The sequence below is a fragment of the Sphingomonas sp. DG1-23 genome (assembly GCF_030730875.1).
Lineage (GTDB): Bacteria > Pseudomonadota > Alphaproteobacteria > Sphingomonadales > Sphingomonadaceae > Sphingomonas.
In genome coordinates this window covers 1-14,809 of sequence record NZ_JAVAMA010000012.1, presented here as the reverse complement: position 1 = coordinate 14,809, position 14,809 = coordinate 1, and the positions used below count along the sequence as shown (strand labels likewise).

Genomic DNA, 14,809 nt, shown 5'->3' with positions numbered 1-14,809 from the left:
GTAGAGACGCGGCCCCTGTTTCGCCGATGCCGAAAAGGCTCAGTAGCGATAGTGATCCGGCTTGAACGGACCTTCGACCGGCACGCCGATATAGCCTGCCTGCTTGCTCGTCAGCTTCGACAGCTTCACGCCGAGCTTTTCGAGGTGCAGCGCCGCGACCTTCTCGTCGAGATGCTTCGGCAGGACGTACACTTCGTTCTTGTAGTTCTCGCCCTTGGTGAACAGCTCGATCTGCGCCAGCGTCTGGTTGGTGAACGACGCCGACATCACGAACGACGGGTGGCCGGTCGCGCAGCCCAGGTTCACCAGGCGGCCCTTGGCGAGGATGATGATCTGCTTGCCGTCGGGGAACTTGACCAGGTCGGTGCCCGGCTTGACCTCGTCCCACTCATAGTTCGACAGCGCGGCGATCTGGATCTCGCTGTCGAAATGGCCGATGTTGCAGACGATCGACATCGGCTTCATCGCCTTCATGTGATCGGCGGTGATGACGTCGGCATTGCCGGTCGCGGTGACGAAGATGTCGGCGCGCTGCACCGCCTCTTCCATCGTCACGACCTCGAAGCCCTCCATCGCCGCCTGCAGCGCGCAGATCGGATCGACTTCGGTGACCATCACGCGCGCACCGCCGTTGCGGAGCGACTGGGCGCTGCCCTTGCCGACGTCGCCGAAGCCGGCGACCACGGCGACCTTGCCGGCGAGCATCACGTCGGTGGCGCGGCGGATCGCGTCGACCAGCGATTCCTTGCAGCCATAGAGATTATCGAACTTCGACTTGGTGACGCTGTCGTTGACGTTGATCGCCGGGAAGGGCAGCTCGCCCTTCTTGGCGATCTCGTACAGGCGGTGGACGCCGGTGGTGGTCTCTTCCGAGACGCCCTTCAGATTCTTGACGGTCTCGGTCAGATAGCCCGGATATTTGGCGATGAACGCCTTCAGCGCGCGCTGGAACTCGACTTCCTCGTCATTCTCCGGCTCGCCCAGCGTCGCGCCGGCTTCGAGCTTGGCGCCCCACAATGCGAACATGGTGGCGTCGCCGCCGTCGTCGAGGATGATGTTGGCGGTGGTGCCATCGCCGTCCGCGCCCCAGTTGAAGATGTCGCCGACATAGTCCCAATATTCGGCAAGGCTCTCGCCCTTCACCGCAAACACCGGCACGCCGCTCGCGGCGATCGCGGCGGCGGCATGGTCCTGCGTCGAGAAGATGTTGCAGGTCGCCCAGCGGACCTGCGCGCCGAGTGCGGTCAGCGTCTCGATCAGCACCGCGGTCTGGATCGTCATGTGGAGCGAACCGGTGATCCGCGCGCCCTTGAGCGGCTGCGACGCGCCGAATTCGTCGCGCAGCGCCATCAGGCCCGGCATCTCGGTCTCGGCGATCTCGATTTCCTTGCGGCCGAAAGCGGCGAGTTCGATGTCCTTGATGACGTAATCGTTCTTGTCGAGCACGGTAGCCACGGGCTGCATCTCCAGCAGGTAAAAGGGTCGGCGCGCCGGACTCGCCGGCCGCGATTGGCGCGCCCTACCGCGTCGGACGGGAATGCGCAAGTCAGATATAAAGATATCTTTATATGTACGGAAGCCGCCGCCCGGATCTGCGCCGGCGCACATCGGCCGGCGCGGCTGATCGCCCCGGAAATGCGGCGAAGCGCGTCGCCCGGACGCTGCGTTTCCGATAGGCCGCTTCGCAAGGCCAACGCTGCGGAGGATTCGATCTCATGCGCTTTCGTGTCGCGATCCTTGCCGTTGCCGGCCTCGCATTCCCCGCCGCGGCACAGGACATGCCGACGGTCCTGCCCAACGATTACGTGCTGTCGGACATCCTCAACCAGCAGCGGATCGACGCCGCGATCGCGCACCCGAGCCGTCCGGCAGACTCCGGTCGCAAGCGCGCGGCGCCCACGCCCCGCGCGGTGCCGGCCTCACGCGCGTCGACCAGCTACCGCCCTTCCCCCACGGTGAGCGCCCGCGTGCGGCGGCAATTCCTCGCAGCGATGAACGCGCGGATCGGCGCGGCCAAAGCGCGCCAGCTCGCCGCGGCGCTCGAGCGCGACGATCCGGTCGCCAGCTGGGCGCAGATCGTCGCGAGCGACGGGCTGCGCAACGGCGACGTGGCGGACGCGCTCGCCGCCTATTGGCTGCTCAACTGGGGGATGGCCAATGGCCGCGAAGGCAATCGGACGCAGATCCTCGCGGTCCGCGATCAGGTCCGCGCGATCATCGCCGCCAATGCCGGTCAGGCCGGCCTGAACGAAGCGCAGCGCCAGGAAATGGCCGAGACCTGGATGCTCAATTTCCTGATCCAGCACGCCGCCTATACTGACGCGGTCAAGCGCGGCGATCGCGACACCCTGCGCCGGCTGGGTGACGCCGCGGTCGCCCGCTTCCGCAGCGAGACGCGCCTCGATCTGCGCCGGCTCGAGCTCGGCGATACCGGCTTCACCCCGCGCGCGGGCACCTGATCACCGCACCAGCCGGTAGCTCACGAACGCCACCTGCTTCCCGTCGGGCGACCAGCTCGGCACGTTGATCGTCCCTTGCCCGCCGAACAATCGGGTCAACACCCGGGGCGGCGCGCTGCCGTCGGCCGGCATGATCTTGAGCGCCACGTCGGCGCGGTTGGGCGGGTGATCGGCCAGCGCCACGTCGAGCCCGAACGACACGAAGACGATCCACTTGCCGTCCGGGGAGAGATGCGGAAACCAGTCGCGCCGCTCGGGGTCCTTGGTCAGCTGCACCGGATCGCTACCGTCGGCATTGGCGCGCCAGATCGCCATCGCGCCGCTGCGGGTCGAGTTGAAATAAAGATATTTGCCGTCGGGCGAATATTCGGGCCCGTCATCGACCCCCGGCCCGACGATCAGCGGCCGCGCCGGACCGCCCGCCAGATCCTTGACCCAGATATCGTAGCTGTCGTCGTCGGTGCCGACCCGGACATAGGCCAGGGTCTTCCCGTCCGGGCTCCAGCCATGCCAGTAGGACCGCGCTCTGGCATCGCTCACCACTTCGCGCGGCCCCGCCGATCCCGTGAGCGGCAGCACGAAGATCCGCGACAGATTGTCGGGCTCGGACTGGTCCGAGATCACCAATTGCGTCCCGTCGGGCGAAATGCCGTGATCGTTGTTGTTGCGGATATGCCGCCCGGTCGGGATCGCCACCGGTTCGCCGCCTTCGACCGGGATCCGCCAGATCCGGCCGTCGGCATTGTATATCAGGGCCTTGCCGTCGCGAGTCCAGTTGGGCGCCTCGATCTTGCCGGGGAAATGGCGGACCACCCGGCGGCTCTGCACCCCGCCGACCTCGATCGTCTCGAGGCTGCTCTCGACCTTCGCGGCATAGCCGGTGTCGGGCACGTAAGCGAGGCTCGGCACCTGCAGTTCGACGTTCGAGAAGGTCGCGGTCTCGGTGACGCCGTTATCGTGCGCCGACAGCGCCAGCCCGACCATCACCGGCGCCTGAAACGCGATCCGGTAACTGCCGCCGCCGTGCTCGAGCGAGCCGTTCGGCCAGTCCGCTGCATCGCTCGCCTCGGCCGCCGTATCGCCACCATGCCCGAGTATGATTTGTCGCGGCCCGACCGAGAAATAGACGAAGTCGCCCTCACGCTCGAGCCGCACCCGCGCGGTGCTGGCCGTCATGCTCGAGATGATCTGCCGTGTCGGCCCATCCTGCACCTCGCGATATTGCATCGCAATCAGACCGTCGCCGTGGACCATCACATCGGCATAGGGCGATCCCGGCGTGCGGTTCTGCCGTATCATCAACCCGGCCTTGCGGTGCGGGTCCTTGCCCTTGCCTTCCCATGCAATATCGGCGGCGATGTGGAGATCGCCCGATCGTTGCACCCAGGCAAAGTGGAACGCGTCCTTTTCGCCCCAGATATTGGCCCCGCTCGCCGTCATCCGGTAGCGGCCGGCGTCATGGCTGACGCTGCCCGGAGTCGCGGTCTCGCCGATATCGGCATGGCTCGAAAAGATCCCGACGGTCTGCGCTGGCACCGGGCTCGCACACAGCGCCACCGCACACGCAAGCAAATGCCGGATCATATGCCCCTCTCCTCCCCTCCAGTGCTCCGGCGAAGGCAGGAGCCCAGGGTCGTTTAGTAGCCGCCATCCCGGACTCCCGCTTTCCCAGGAGCACGACATTGCCCTGACGATGTTAGCGTTACCTCAAGCGAATGCGAAGGCATTTCCCGGATACGCACGCCGCATTATCGTGGGCACTGTGTCCGATCATACCGCCCCGCTCCTCCGTGCCCTCGAATCCCATGCCGATCCGGCGTTTCGCGACGCGCTCGGCCCGCGCTACGGCATCGTCACTGCCGATCGCGTGATCGGCGTGGCGATGGCGAAGATTCACGCCGTCGCCAAACCGCTCGGCCGCGATCCCGCGCTCGCGGAGTCGCTATGGCAGACTCGCGTCTACGAGGCGCGGATGCTGGCCTGCATGGTCGACGATCCCGCCACGGTGACACCCGAACGGATGGATCGCTGGCGCGCCGATTTCGACAATTGGGCCGTCACCGACACGGTCTGCTTCAAGCTGTGGGACCGAACCCCGCACGCCTTCGCGGCGATCGATCGCTGGGCGACGCTCGACCATGAATTCGGCAAGCGCGCTGCGTTCGTGCTGCTCGCCAGCTGCGCGGTGCATCGCAAGGGCACGGATGGGGAGTATCTCGCCCGCCTGCCGCTGATCCGCGCCGCAGCAGGCGACCCGCGCAATTTCGTCAGGAAAGGCGTCAACTGGGCGCTCCGCGCGATCGGCGGCAAGAAGAGCCCGCCCCTGCGCGCCGCCGCCCGCGACCTCGCCGCCACCCTTGCCGCTTCCGCCGACAAGACCGCACGCTGGATCGGCAAGGACGCCGCCCGCGCCTTCGCCAAAGCCGATGCCAAGGCGTGAGCTCCCGGTTCGGATCCGCTACCGTCATCGCTGATCGTCATCCCGAAAGCCGCCTTTCTTCAAATCTCTGATTTGATCAGAAAAGCGAGCTGTCCGGGATCCACCAAGAGGCAGGTGTCCGCGGAGAGGTGGATCCCGGATGACGGGAATAGCAATTAGGGTCGAAGCCTGAACCATGATCCCGGCGAGGCGGTCCCTTTCCTACAAGCCCCTCATCCAGTATGTTCTACTTATGTTCCGTTCGCAGATCTTGCGCGAATTCGCTGTCCTGTATCCGCCCCTGACCTGCACCCGTAGGAAATTTACGTGCGCCATTGCGCAACGGAATTGCGCGATTGCCGTGCAAACCGTGAATCTTGCCCCGCCGAATCCTATTTCCGCGCACCTGCCGCGCGACCGCGACTCACGCCGTCCCGGTGCTGTTCGCCAGCAGCCGCGGATCGATCCCTGCAATCTCGAAGCCCTTCACCCAGCGCCGCCGCGCGTCGACATCGTAGAGCAATCCGGTGTCGCCGCTGGTGCTGAACCAGCCGTGCCGCGTCATTTCCGCGTCGAGCTGGCCCTCGGCCCAGCCGGCATAGCCCAATGCCACCAGCCAGCGGCTCGGGCCCTTGCCCTCGGCGATCGCCTTGAGCACGTCGATCGTGCCGGAGAGCGACCAGCGCCCGCCGACGTCGATCGTGTCCTGTCCGCCCCAATCGGTCGAATGCAGCACGAAGCCGCGCCGCGGCTCGACCGGTCCGCCGAAATGCACCGGCGCATCGGGCACCGCGCCGGGATCGATCTCGAACTGCCGGAGCAATTCGTGCAGCCCGAGCCCCTCGATCGTCTCGCCGATGCCGATGCCGAGCGCGCCTTCGTCGTCATGCGCGCACATGGCGATCACGGCGCGCTCGAAGCGCGAATCGCCGATCCCCGGCATTGCGAGGAGGAACTGGCCGGTGAGATTGGGTGTCGAATCCATTCCCGGTCAACTTATCGCTTCGATTTCGGGTCCGTCACGCTTGAAAATGTCATCGACCGCGCCAATTGGTGCGCTGACCTCAAGAGGAGAGTGAAATGACCATCCAGGTTGGCGACCGTATTCCCAGCACCCAGCTCGTCAAGGTGGGCGAGGAAGGCCCCGAGCAGATCGGTTCGGACGAATATTTCGCCGGTCGCAAGGTCGCGCTCTTCTCGGTGCCCGGCGCGTTCACGCCGACCTGCTCGGCCAAGCACCTTCCCGGCTTCGTCGAAAAGGCCGACGAATTGAAGGCCAAGGGCGTCGACGAGATCGCCTGCACCGCAGTCAACGACGCCTTCGTGATGGGCGCATGGGGCAAGGCATCGGGCGTCGACGGCAAGGTGACGATGCTCGCCGACGGCAACGGCACCTTCGCCAAGGCCGTGGACCTCGAGATGGACGGCAGCGGCTTCGGCCTCGGCACCCGCGGCAAGCGCTATTCGATGCTGGTCAACGACGGCGTCGTCGAGCAATTGCATGTCGAGGCGCCCGGCCAGTTCGAGGTCAGTTCGGCCGATTATCTGCTCGCCCGGCTGTAACGCCGTACCCGTAACGGAACTGCTCCGCCGGTGCGTGAGTTGACCCAGGGTACTTCTGTGAAAGGGAAGCTTCATGGCCAACAGCAACAGCAACAGCACGAGCAATTCCGGCGATAGCGCGAGCCAGAGCCAGGGATCCGAAAAGTCCTTCCTCGCCTCGGCGCAGGAAACCGTTGCCGGCGCAGTCGATGCGACGGTGCAGGCAGTGAAGGATCACCCGGTCGCGGCAGCGGCGGTCGCCGCGGGCGCTGCGGCCGCGGTCGGCGGCGCGGTCTATGCCGCCACCCAATTGGGCAGCGAGAAGGAAAGCTCGTCGAAGAAATAAGCCGTTCGGCTCCTTCCTGCGGGAAGGAGCCGCTCGACTGTCCCAAGTCTTGCCAGAGTCATCTTCGCGCATTAGCGGTCGAAGATGACTCAAGCATCCGACATCGTCGCCGAGCTCGACCGCCTCTACCGCGCTTCGGTCGAGCGCCTGCAGACCGCCCTCAACCGCTATCTGACCGACGGCACGCCGCCGGCCCCGTCGAGCCGCAGCGACGGCTCTTTCGCCTATCCCGAGATCCGCCTGACCTATCGCGGCGGCAATGATCGCCCCGCCCCTCCGCGCTCGTTCGGCCGGCTGGTCGATCCCGGCGAATATCGCATCAGCGTCACCAAGCCCGCGATGTTCTCCGACTATCTGATCGAGCAGCTCACCTTCCTGATCGAGGATTACGACGTCGAGGTCGACGCGACGACCGGACGGCAGGAGATCCCCTTCGCCTATGTCCTCGATCCCGGCCACGCGCTGCGCCTCGACGAGGTGTCGGCGACCGAGCTCGCGCGCCACTTCCCCGCGACCGAGCTCGCCCATATCGGCGACGAGATCGCCGACGGGCTGTGGATGTCGTCCGACGGAATCCGCCCGCTGGCATTGTTCGACGGGCTGCGTACCGATTTCAGCCTCGCGCGCCTGCGCCATTACACCGGCACCCCGACCGAGCATGTCCAGCAATATATCCTGTTCACCAATTATCACCGCTATGTTGACGAGTTCGTCCGCTGGGCATGTAGCCAACTCGGCGAAGGCAGCCGCTTCACCGGCGTCTCGGGCGCGGGCGGGATCGTCGTCGAGCGCGCCGACGACATGGACCGCCTGATCTCGGACAGCGCGTGGCGCCGCCACCAGATGCCGGCCTATCATCTGATGGCCCCCGGCCGGACCGGGATCACCCTCGTCAATATCGGCGTCGGTCCCTCGAACGCGAAGACGATCGCCGATCACCTCGCGGTGCTGCGGCCCGAGGCGTGGCTGATGATCGGCCATTGCGGCGGGCTGCGCCCGAGCCAGCGGATCGGCGACTATGTCCTCGCCCATGCCTATCTGCGCGACGACCACATCATGGACGATGTGCTGCCGCCCGAAATCCCGATCCCCGCGATCGCCGAGGTCCAGCTCGCGCTCGCCCGCGCTGCCGAGACGGTGTCGGGCCAGTCGGGCGACGAATTGAAGCAGCGGCTGCGCACCGGCACGATTGTCACCACCGACGATCGCAACTGGGAGCTGCGCTATTCGGCCACCGCGCTGCGCTTCTCGCTCAGCCGTGCGGTCGGCGTCGACATGGAATCGGCGACGCTCGCCGCGCAGGGCTATCGCTTCCGCGTCCCCTACGGCACGCTGCTCTGCGTCTCGGACAAGCCGCTGCACGGCGAATTGAAGCTGCCCGGCCAGGCCAATCGCTTCTACGAACGCGCGATCAACGAGCATCTCCGCATCGGCATCGAGACGGTCGAGGAACTCCGCCGCGAAGGCGCCAAGCTGCACAGCCGCAAGCTTCGCGCGTTCAACGAGCCGCCGTTCCGCTGAGACCGGAGACGGGGTCGTGCGTTGAGCTCCCGAAGGAGAGCCTCGATGATCGATCCCGAGAACCAGCCCGAACCAGCGACCGAAGGCGCGCACGCGCATCAGCCCGACGGCACCGATTCCTCCGCCTCGTTCGAAGCGGGGATCGCGGACGAAAACACGATCCCCGACGAAATGCCCGAATGAGCCGCCTCAGCGGTTGAGCTGGAATTCCACCACGAGGCTGGCGTTGACGTTGACCTTGTCGAGCTCGCCGTCCTTCTTGGGCGCGACGATCGACACGAGGTCGCCGATCAGCGCGAGCGCGCCGGCGGTCGGGTCCTGCTTTTCGCTGACCTTGACGATCGCGCTGCGCTTCAGCCCGAGCGTCGCGGCATAGGCGTCGGCCTCGCCCTGCGCTTTCCGGATCGCCGCCGCCTTGGCCTGCCGGATCGGGCCGACATAGTCGTTGAGCAACGGCAGGACGTCATCGTCGAGCTTGCCGCCATTCGCTTCGATCGGGGCCTTGGCACTCTCGATCACAGCGCGCGTCGGCGCGTCGAAGCCCAGCGTCTCGGTCGCGGTCGATTGCGGCGTCTCCTCGCTATCCTCGTCGAGCGTCTCGAGGCTGAAGCTCGGCTTCGACTTGGTGCCGGCGAAGGTCGAGATCAGGCCCATCAGCGAGTTGGTCGTCCCGATCTCGCCCTTGGCTTCGCCGATGCCGAGCGCGGCGAGCGCCTGGGTCAGCCTCGCCTTGTTGGCCGCCAGCACCGCGCCGGCCGCAGCCTCATCCTTGCCCTTGGCAGTGAGCGTCACCGAGATCCGGTAGCGCTGCGCCGCCACGCTCACCTGCCCCGTCGAGACGATCTCGACCGAAACCGGGCCCGTCGCCGCCGTCTGCGCCTCGGCGGCGAACGGCGCGCCGAGCAGCGCCAGCGCTAATGCATATTTCATCATGATACGAATCTCCCCTTCGCAGTCAGCCTTAGCCGAGCCCGGGCGAACTAGTCGATCCTCGCCCCCGGGCAATCGTCGATTGCCATCGCCCGCCGCTCGATCATGTCGAGGAGGAAGGCCCCCCGGCGCGGTACGATGCTGCCGTCGCCCCGCTCCGACGGGAGCCCCGATTCCGCGACCAGCACGCAGGTGTCCGCACCGATCTTTCCCAAGGCGATCCGCCGGTTCGCGATGCTGGCGAGCTTCGGCGATCTTCCCGCCATGCCGCGGTCGAGATCGCTCTGGATCCGATCCACGCCGACCTCCGACGGTCCGAGCGTGAAAGCGTAGATTTCAGCGAAGCGCGCATTGCGCTGGATCAGCAGTACCTTGTCCGAGGCGGCGGGCCAGGACACGTCGATCTCACGCGCGAAGCGCATCAGCTCGCGGTCGCGCACGCCTGGACCGTTGAGCCGCGCGACCGCAGCCTTACGCTCGGTGTCGGCGTCGGCCGGCGCTGCCCAGACCGCCCATTTGCCGTCGGGCGAGGTCACGCGCCCGCCAGCGAACGCCGAGATCCCGTCCGAAGCCGGGGCCGCGGCGATCGCCAGCGCGAGCAGCAGCTTCACCACCCTTGCGGCTGTCCCTTGTTCTGCTGATCGAGCCACTTTTTGAGCGGCGCGAAATATTCGGCCATCGCCTTGCCCGAAATCTCGCGGCTGCCGGTGAACGCCTCGAGCGCGTCGGGCCACGGCTTGGACGCACCCATTTCGAGCATCTTGTTGAACCGCGCGCCGACCTGCTTGTTGCCGTAGAACGAGCAGCGATGCAGCGGCCCCTTCCAGCCGGCCTGGTCGCACGCGGCCTTGTAGAACTGGAACTGGAGCAGCCGCGCGAGGAAGTAGCGGGTATAGGATACGCTCCCCGCGACGTGATATTTTCCGCCGGCGTCGAAGCGCGTCTCGTCGCGCTCCACCGGCGGCGTCAGGCCCTGATATTGCAGGCGAAGCTTGTCCCAGCCGGCCTGATAGCCGTCGGGCTTGATCTCGCCCGAGAAGATCTGCCAGCGATATTTATCGACCAGCAGGCCGAAAGGCAGGAACGCGACCTTGTCCATCGCCTGACGCAACAGCAGCCCGGTATCCTTGTCGGCCCCCGGCACGGCGCTCTTGTCGAGCAGGCCGATCTGGACGAGATATTCGGGGGTGATCGAGAGCGCGACGAAATCGCCGATCGCCTCGTGGAAGCCGTCGTTCGCGCCGTTGCGGTAGAGCTGGGGCTGCGCCTTGTACGCGCGCTGATAATAATTGTGGCCGAGCTCGTGGTGGATCGTGACGAAATCGTCCGAATTCACCTTGATGCACATCTTGATGCGCAGATCGTCCTTCTCGTCGAGGTCCCAGGCCGAGGCGTGGCAGAGCACTTCGCGGTCGGCAGGCTTGAGGAACAGCGAACGCTGCCAGAAGCTCTCGGGCAAAGGCGCGAGGCCGAGCGAGGAATAGAAGCCCTCGCCGGTCTGGACCATCTTCTTCCAGTCATAGTTCTTGGCCTTGAGCAATTCGCCGACGTCATAGCCGACATCGCCGGCGCCGGCGGGCGCGACGACGTCATAGATGTTGCCCCATTCCTGCGCCCACATATTGCCGAGCAGATCGGCGCGGATCGGCCCGGTCTTCGACTGGACCGAATCGCCATATTTCTCGTTCAATTTGCGGCGGACATAGGTGTGCAGCGCGACGTAGAGCGGCTTGACGTCGTTCCACAGCTTGTCGGTGAGCTTGGCGAACTCCTCGGGCGGCATGTCATAGCCCGAACGCCACATCGTGCCGGTGTCGGGGAAGCCGAGGCCGGTGGCGCCCTGATTGGCGATCGCGGTCATCCTGGCATAGTCGCCCCGCATCGGCGCGCCGACATTGTCGTTCCAGCTGGTCCACATCTCCTTGAGCGCGGCCGGATCGCGGCTCTCGCCCATCGCCGCCTCGATGTCGCTGCCGTTGATCGGCTTGCCGTTCAGCGTGCCCTTGCCCTTGGCGTACATCGAGCCGAGCCGGGTCGAGATGTCCGAAAGCTGCTGCGCCGCGCCCGGCGTGGTCGGCGCGGGGAGCGTGATCGCGCTGCGCAGGATCGTGAGCTGGCGCTTCTGTTCGGCGCTCAAACCAGGCGCATTCTGATACTTCGCCGCCTCGAGCGCATAGCGCACCGCCATTTCGGTGCCGCGCGCCCCATATTCGGCGGCGAGCGCGTCGGTATCGTCGGTGATGTAGGTCGCGTTGATCCACGCGACGCGCGACGCGACGAGATTGAACTCGGTATATTCCTTCTGAACGCGGTCGATGAACGCCTGCGCCTCGGCGGCGGTGGGTGCGGTCTGCGCGGCGGGCGCCGCGGTCTGCGAAACAGCGGGTGTGGCGAGCAACGCGGCAAGCGCGAGCATCGAAATGCCGGTACGGATCATGTGAGAGGCCCCTGCGGATCTATGGATGGCGCGACAGTTGCGCGCCACCCGGCGGGGCGTCAAGCAGTGGCAGCGCTCCTATGAAGAGAAGAGCGTGCCGCGCTCCCCCGGGCCGTCACCCCGGACTTGTTCCGGGGTCCACCGCGCCTCATTCGGCCAACTCTCGCCTCGCGCTTTCAGTTTGCCTCCCGGTGGACCCCGGCACAAGGCCGGGGTGACGATCCAAGGTCGGTCAGTCCGCCAGAAACTCCACGATCGCGTCGCCCAGCTCGGGGCGGGTGACGGCACTCATGTGATTGCCGGGAATTTCGACGAACCGGCCCTGCGGCAGCAAGTCCGCGACTTCCTGTGCCGATCCGTTGTCGAAATCCTCGGCGCCGGTGACCACCAGCGTCGGCACGTCGATCGCCGCAATCTCGTCCTCGGAAGTATCGACGAAGGTTTGCAGGATCAGCAGCAGCGCCTCGGGATCGCCTTTGGTGGTCTTGAGAAACGCTTCGGTCATCCACTCGGAACTGCCGCGCTCGAAGCTGCCGAGATTAGTGAGCACGCGCCTGAAATAGGTGCCCCGCCCATGCGTGTCGGTCAGCCCCGCGAGACCCATGCCGCACAGCACCGCGCGCCGCGGCTTCGCGCCATGGACGAGCATCCGCAGCGTCGTGCGGCCGCCCAGCGAATAGCCGCCGAGATCATAGTCGCTCAGCCCGAGATGCTCGATCAGCGCGAAGCCGTCGCGCATCAGCACGTCGGGCGGATAGGCGGCGGGATCGTGCGGCCGATCGCTCAGCCCATGTCCGCGCAGATCGGGCAGGATCACCCGGAAGCCGCGCGCGGCGAGCTTGGCGGCGTGCCCGTATTTGATCCAGTTGACTTCGGCGGTGGAGAAATAGCCGTGGATCAGCACCACCGGCCTGCCCTCGCCCATTTCGTGCCATGCCAGCTCGACGCCGTCGAAGCTGGTGAAGCGGTGCGTCTCAATCGGGAAGTTTGCCAACTTTATCCATCCAGCGCTGAACCAGTCCCTGGTTCTGGTCGGTCCGTGACGCCGGCAAGTGGCTGGTGTCAAGCCAATCGCGGTGCCAGCTCTCGCATGCCGAATGCTCGGTCGGCTTGAAACGATATGGCTGGTCGAAGCTGCCGACGGTCAGATCCATCCGGTCGTGGTCATAGGCCTCATAGGTGAGCGGCGTGCCGCAGGATGCGCAGAAGCCGCGCTGCGCGATCGGCGAGGATTCGTAGCGATCGGGATCGCTGTCCCAGCGCACATCGGTCTTGAAGAGATTGACGAAAGCGATCGAGACGCCGCCGGTCGCCCGCTGGCACATCCGGCAGTGGCAGAGATACGCCTCGTCGTCGTGCACCGTAGCGCGATAACGCACCCGCCCGCACTGGCACCCGCCGGTCATTTCCTCAGCCATGATTGCTCTCCCTGCAATTGCTGCGGCGCACAATGCAACTCCGTCCTCGATTGCAATCTATGAGCCTGCTTACTATATGTGTGCTATGGCCGAGAATGTAGGATTTCTGATGGGCGATGTCTCGCGCCTGATGCGTCGCCGCTTCGACGAGCGCGCGCGCAAGAGCGGCGCGACCGGTCCGCAATGGCGAACCCTCAAGATGCTCGAACGGCATGAGGGGTTGAACCAGGGACAGCTCGCCGAGTTGCTCGAAGTCGAACCGATTACCTGCTGCCGCATGATCGACCGGCTGGAAGAGGCCGAACTGGTCGAGCGCCGTCGCGATCCCGCCGACCGCCGCGCGTGGCGCATCTATCTGACCGACAAGGCCCGTCCGGTGCTCGCCGAGCTCCACGATGTCGCCAGCGAGATGATCGAAGCGGCGCTTCACGGGTTGAACGCGGCGGAGCGCGACGCGCTGACCGCCGCGCTCAACACGATCCGATCCAACATAACCCAGCTTCCCGAGACCAAAGAGGCCGCCAATGGCTGACGCAGATCCCAAAATCGAAAAGGCACCTGAAGCGGTGATCGTCGAGCCCGCTGCCGCCGAGACCGCCGAGCCGCGCGCGAAGCGCAGCTGGCTGCGCCCGCTTTTGCTGTTCGGCGTGCCGCTGGTGCTGATCGGCGTGGTCGGCTTCTTCTGGCTGACATCGGGCCGCTTCGCGTCGACCGACAATGCCTATGTCCAGCAGGACAAGGTCTCGGTCTCCGCCGAAGTCGCCGGCCGCATTGTCAAGGTCGCGGTTCGCGAGAACCAGCGCGTCAAGAAAGGCGATCTGCTCTTCGAGATCGATCCTGCTCCGTATCGCATCGCGGTCGCACAGGCCGATGCGGCGATCGCCAACGCGCAGGTCGAGCTCCAGACGCTGCGCACCTCCTATGCCGGCACGGGCGCCGACATCGAGGCGGCGCGGGATCGCATCGCGCAGGCGCAGGAGGATTATGTCCGTCAGGCGGCGCTGATGAAGCGCGGCTTCACCACCCGCGTCAATTTCCAGGCGGCCGAGCATTCGGTCGAGCAGGCGCGCGCCGCGCTCCAGAGCGCGCAGGCCGACGCCGCCGAGGCCCGCTCGAAGCTCGCCACCGGCGCCGCCGTCCCCGGCGAGAACCCGCAGATCGCATCCGCCCGCGTCCAGCGCGAGCAGGCGTTGCTCAATCTCAGCCGCACCAGGGTCTATGCGCCCGCCGACGGCATCGTCAGCCAGGCCGATCGCCTGCAGGTCGGCCAGCAGATGATGACCGGCCTACCCGCGGTGACGATCGTCACCAGCGACCTTTCCTGGGTCGAGGCGAACTTCAAGGAAACCGATCTCAACAAGATGCGCGTCGGCCAGTGCGCCGAAATCAGCTTCGACGCCTATCCCGGGCTCAAGCTCAAGGGCCATGTCTGGTCGATCGGCGCAGGCACGGGATCCGAATTCTCGGTGCTTCCGGCGCAGAACGCCAACGGCAATTGGGTCAAGGTCACCCAGCGCGTGCCGGTGCGCCTCGCGATCGACGAAAAGAGCCCGCGCGCACTGATCGCCGGCCTGTCGTCGGACGTCGAGGTCGATCTGCGGAACCAGTGCAAATGACCCGTCGTGGGGCCCGCCGGAGGGGGGGGGGGGGGGGAAAAAAAGGGAGGCGTGGGCGCCGGCCCCCCCCCCCGGGGCGCCGGGGGGGCCGCCGCGGCGCCGGCCGGGGGCCGCCGCGCTC

16 protein-coding genes are annotated in these 14,809 nt (G+C 66.1%); 8 read left to right on the top strand and 8 right to left on the bottom strand.

Annotated elements, in window-relative coordinates:
* Positions 1-39: 39 nt before the first annotated feature.
* On the bottom strand, positions 40-1,464 hold the full coding sequence (ahcY, locus tag Q9Q95_RS17525; RefSeq protein WP_371876803.1) for an adenosylhomocysteinase: 1,425 nt from the start codon (positions 1,462-1,464) through the stop codon (positions 40-42).
* A 251-nt stretch (positions 1,465-1,715) separates the two neighbouring features.
* On the opposite strand from ahcY, the gene Q9Q95_RS17520 reads away from it, so the two are divergent.
* Positions 1,716-2,459: a DUF6683 family protein gene (locus Q9Q95_RS17520; protein WP_306098440.1), complete on the top strand. Its 744-nt coding sequence runs from the start codon at positions 1,716-1,718 to the stop codon at positions 2,457-2,459.
* Here Q9Q95_RS17520 and Q9Q95_RS17515 read toward each other — a convergent pair whose 3' ends face one another.
* Positions 2,460-4,043, bottom strand: coding sequence for a hypothetical protein (locus Q9Q95_RS17515; protein ID WP_306098439.1), 1,584 nt, complete (start codon positions 4,041-4,043; stop codon positions 2,460-2,462). It abuts the gene before it with no gap.
* A 178-nt stretch (positions 4,044-4,221) separates the two neighbouring features.
* Between Q9Q95_RS17515 and Q9Q95_RS17510 the strand changes: the two genes are divergently transcribed.
* On the top strand, positions 4,222-4,899 hold the full coding sequence (locus tag Q9Q95_RS17510) for a DNA alkylation repair protein (protein WP_306098438.1): 678 nt from the start codon (positions 4,222-4,224) through the stop codon (positions 4,897-4,899).
* Between the two features lie 403 nt (positions 4,900-5,302).
* Here the strand turns inward: Q9Q95_RS17510 and Q9Q95_RS17505 are convergent, their stop codons facing one another.
* Positions 5,303-5,863, bottom strand: a complete 561-nt coding sequence (locus tag Q9Q95_RS17505; RefSeq protein ID WP_306098437.1) for a YqgE/AlgH family protein — start codon at positions 5,861-5,863, stop codon at positions 5,303-5,305.
* 95 nt (positions 5,864-5,958) lie between these two features.
* Between Q9Q95_RS17505 and Q9Q95_RS17500 the strand changes: the two genes are divergently transcribed.
* From Q9Q95_RS17500 to Q9Q95_RS17485, 4 genes are all read left to right on the top strand, one after another.
* Entirely contained in the window at positions 5,959-6,441 is a 483-nt protein-coding gene (locus Q9Q95_RS17500) for a peroxiredoxin (RefSeq protein WP_306098436.1), read from the top strand.
* 73 nt (positions 6,442-6,514) lie between these two features.
* The gene (locus Q9Q95_RS17495) at positions 6,515-6,766 is read left to right on the top strand and encodes a hypothetical protein (protein ID WP_306098435.1); all 252 of its coding nucleotides are present in this window, start codon (positions 6,515-6,517) and stop codon (positions 6,764-6,766) included.
* An 84-nt stretch (positions 6,767-6,850) separates the two neighbouring features.
* On the top strand, positions 6,851-8,287 hold the full coding sequence (locus Q9Q95_RS17490; protein ID WP_306098434.1) for an AMP nucleosidase: 1,437 nt from the start codon (positions 6,851-6,853) through the stop codon (positions 8,285-8,287).
* Between the two features lie 45 nt (positions 8,288-8,332).
* Complete coding sequence (locus tag Q9Q95_RS17485; protein ID WP_306098433.1) at positions 8,333-8,470, top strand: hypothetical protein; 138 nt, start codon at positions 8,333-8,335, stop codon at positions 8,468-8,470.
* Positions 8,471-8,476: 6 nt separating this feature from the next.
* Here the strand turns inward: Q9Q95_RS17485 and Q9Q95_RS17480 are convergent, their stop codons facing one another.
* The 5 genes from Q9Q95_RS17480 to Q9Q95_RS17460 all read right to left on the bottom strand — a co-directional run bounded on the left by Q9Q95_RS17480 (position 8,477) and on the right by Q9Q95_RS17460 (position 13,072).
* On the bottom strand, positions 8,477-9,220 hold the full coding sequence (locus tag Q9Q95_RS17480) for an SIMPL domain-containing protein (protein WP_306098432.1): 744 nt from the start codon (positions 9,218-9,220) through the stop codon (positions 8,477-8,479).
* Between the two features lie 47 nt (positions 9,221-9,267).
* On the bottom strand, positions 9,268-9,831 hold the full coding sequence (locus tag Q9Q95_RS17475; protein WP_306098431.1) for a hypothetical protein: 564 nt from the start codon (positions 9,829-9,831) through the stop codon (positions 9,268-9,270).
* Positions 9,825-11,654 (bottom strand): M2 family metallopeptidase, encoded by a 1,830-nt coding sequence (locus Q9Q95_RS17470; RefSeq protein WP_306098430.1) that lies wholly within the window; start codon positions 11,652-11,654, stop codon positions 9,825-9,827. Before Q9Q95_RS17470 ends, Q9Q95_RS17475 begins: the two co-directional genes overlap by 7 nt.
* A gap of 232 nt (positions 11,655-11,886) precedes the next feature.
* Complete coding sequence (locus Q9Q95_RS17465; protein WP_306098429.1) at positions 11,887-12,648, bottom strand: alpha/beta fold hydrolase; 762 nt, start codon at positions 12,646-12,648, stop codon at positions 11,887-11,889.
* Positions 12,629-13,072: a GFA family protein gene (locus tag Q9Q95_RS17460; protein WP_306098428.1), complete on the bottom strand. Its 444-nt coding sequence runs from the start codon at positions 13,070-13,072 to the stop codon at positions 12,629-12,631. Before Q9Q95_RS17460 ends, Q9Q95_RS17465 begins: the two co-directional genes overlap by 20 nt.
* Positions 13,073-13,181: 109 nt before the next feature.
* Here Q9Q95_RS17460 and Q9Q95_RS17455 point away from each other — a divergent pair, with 109 nt between their 5' ends.
* Together Q9Q95_RS17455 and Q9Q95_RS17450 are read left to right on the top strand one after the other, a co-directional pair.
* Positions 13,182-13,604 (top strand): MarR family winged helix-turn-helix transcriptional regulator, encoded by a 423-nt coding sequence (locus Q9Q95_RS17455; protein WP_306098427.1) that lies wholly within the window; start codon positions 13,182-13,184, stop codon positions 13,602-13,604.
* A complete protein-coding gene (locus tag Q9Q95_RS17450) occupies positions 13,597-14,688 on the top strand; it encodes an HlyD family secretion protein (protein ID WP_306098426.1) in 1,092 nt (363 codons plus the stop codon). The genes Q9Q95_RS17455 and Q9Q95_RS17450 overlap by 8 nt, the downstream gene beginning before the upstream one ends.
* Positions 14,689-14,809: the final 121 nt, after the last annotated feature.

Coding starts and splice junctions, on each gene's coding strand:
- Q9Q95_RS17495 (WP_306098435.1), top strand. CDS start 6,515: ATGGCCAACAGCAACAGCAACAGCACGAGCAATTCCGGCGATAGCGCG.
- Q9Q95_RS17480 (WP_306098432.1), bottom strand. CDS start 9,220: ATGATGAAATATGCATTAGCGCTGGCGCTGCTCGGCGCGCCGTTCGCC.
- Q9Q95_RS17470 (WP_306098430.1), bottom strand. CDS start 11,654: ATGATCCGTACCGGCATTTCGATGCTCGCGCTTGCCGCGTTGCTCGCC.
- Q9Q95_RS17515 (WP_306098439.1), bottom strand. CDS start 4,043: ATGATCCGGCATTTGCTTGCGTGTGCGGTGGCGCTGTGTGCGAGCCCG.
- Q9Q95_RS17500 (WP_306098436.1), top strand. CDS start 5,959: ATGACCATCCAGGTTGGCGACCGTATTCCCAGCACCCAGCTCGTCAAG.
- Q9Q95_RS17460 (WP_306098428.1), bottom strand. CDS start 13,072: ATGGCTGAGGAAATGACCGGCGGGTGCCAGTGCGGGCGGGTGCGTTAT.
- Q9Q95_RS17450 (WP_306098426.1), top strand. CDS start 13,597: ATGGCTGACGCAGATCCCAAAATCGAAAAGGCACCTGAAGCGGTGATC.
- Q9Q95_RS17520 (WP_306098440.1), top strand. CDS start 1,716: ATGCGCTTTCGTGTCGCGATCCTTGCCGTTGCCGGCCTCGCATTCCCC.
- ahcY (WP_371876803.1), bottom strand. CDS start 1,464: ATGCAGCCCGTGGCTACCGTGCTCGACAAGAACGATTACGTCATCAAG.
- Q9Q95_RS17490 (WP_306098434.1), top strand. CDS start 6,851: ATGACTCAAGCATCCGACATCGTCGCCGAGCTCGACCGCCTCTACCGC.
- Q9Q95_RS17505 (WP_306098437.1), bottom strand. CDS start 5,863: ATGGATTCGACACCCAATCTCACCGGCCAGTTCCTCCTCGCAATGCCG.
- Q9Q95_RS17455 (WP_306098427.1), top strand. CDS start 13,182: ATGGGCGATGTCTCGCGCCTGATGCGTCGCCGCTTCGACGAGCGCGCG.
- Q9Q95_RS17485 (WP_306098433.1), top strand. CDS start 8,333: ATGATCGATCCCGAGAACCAGCCCGAACCAGCGACCGAAGGCGCGCAC.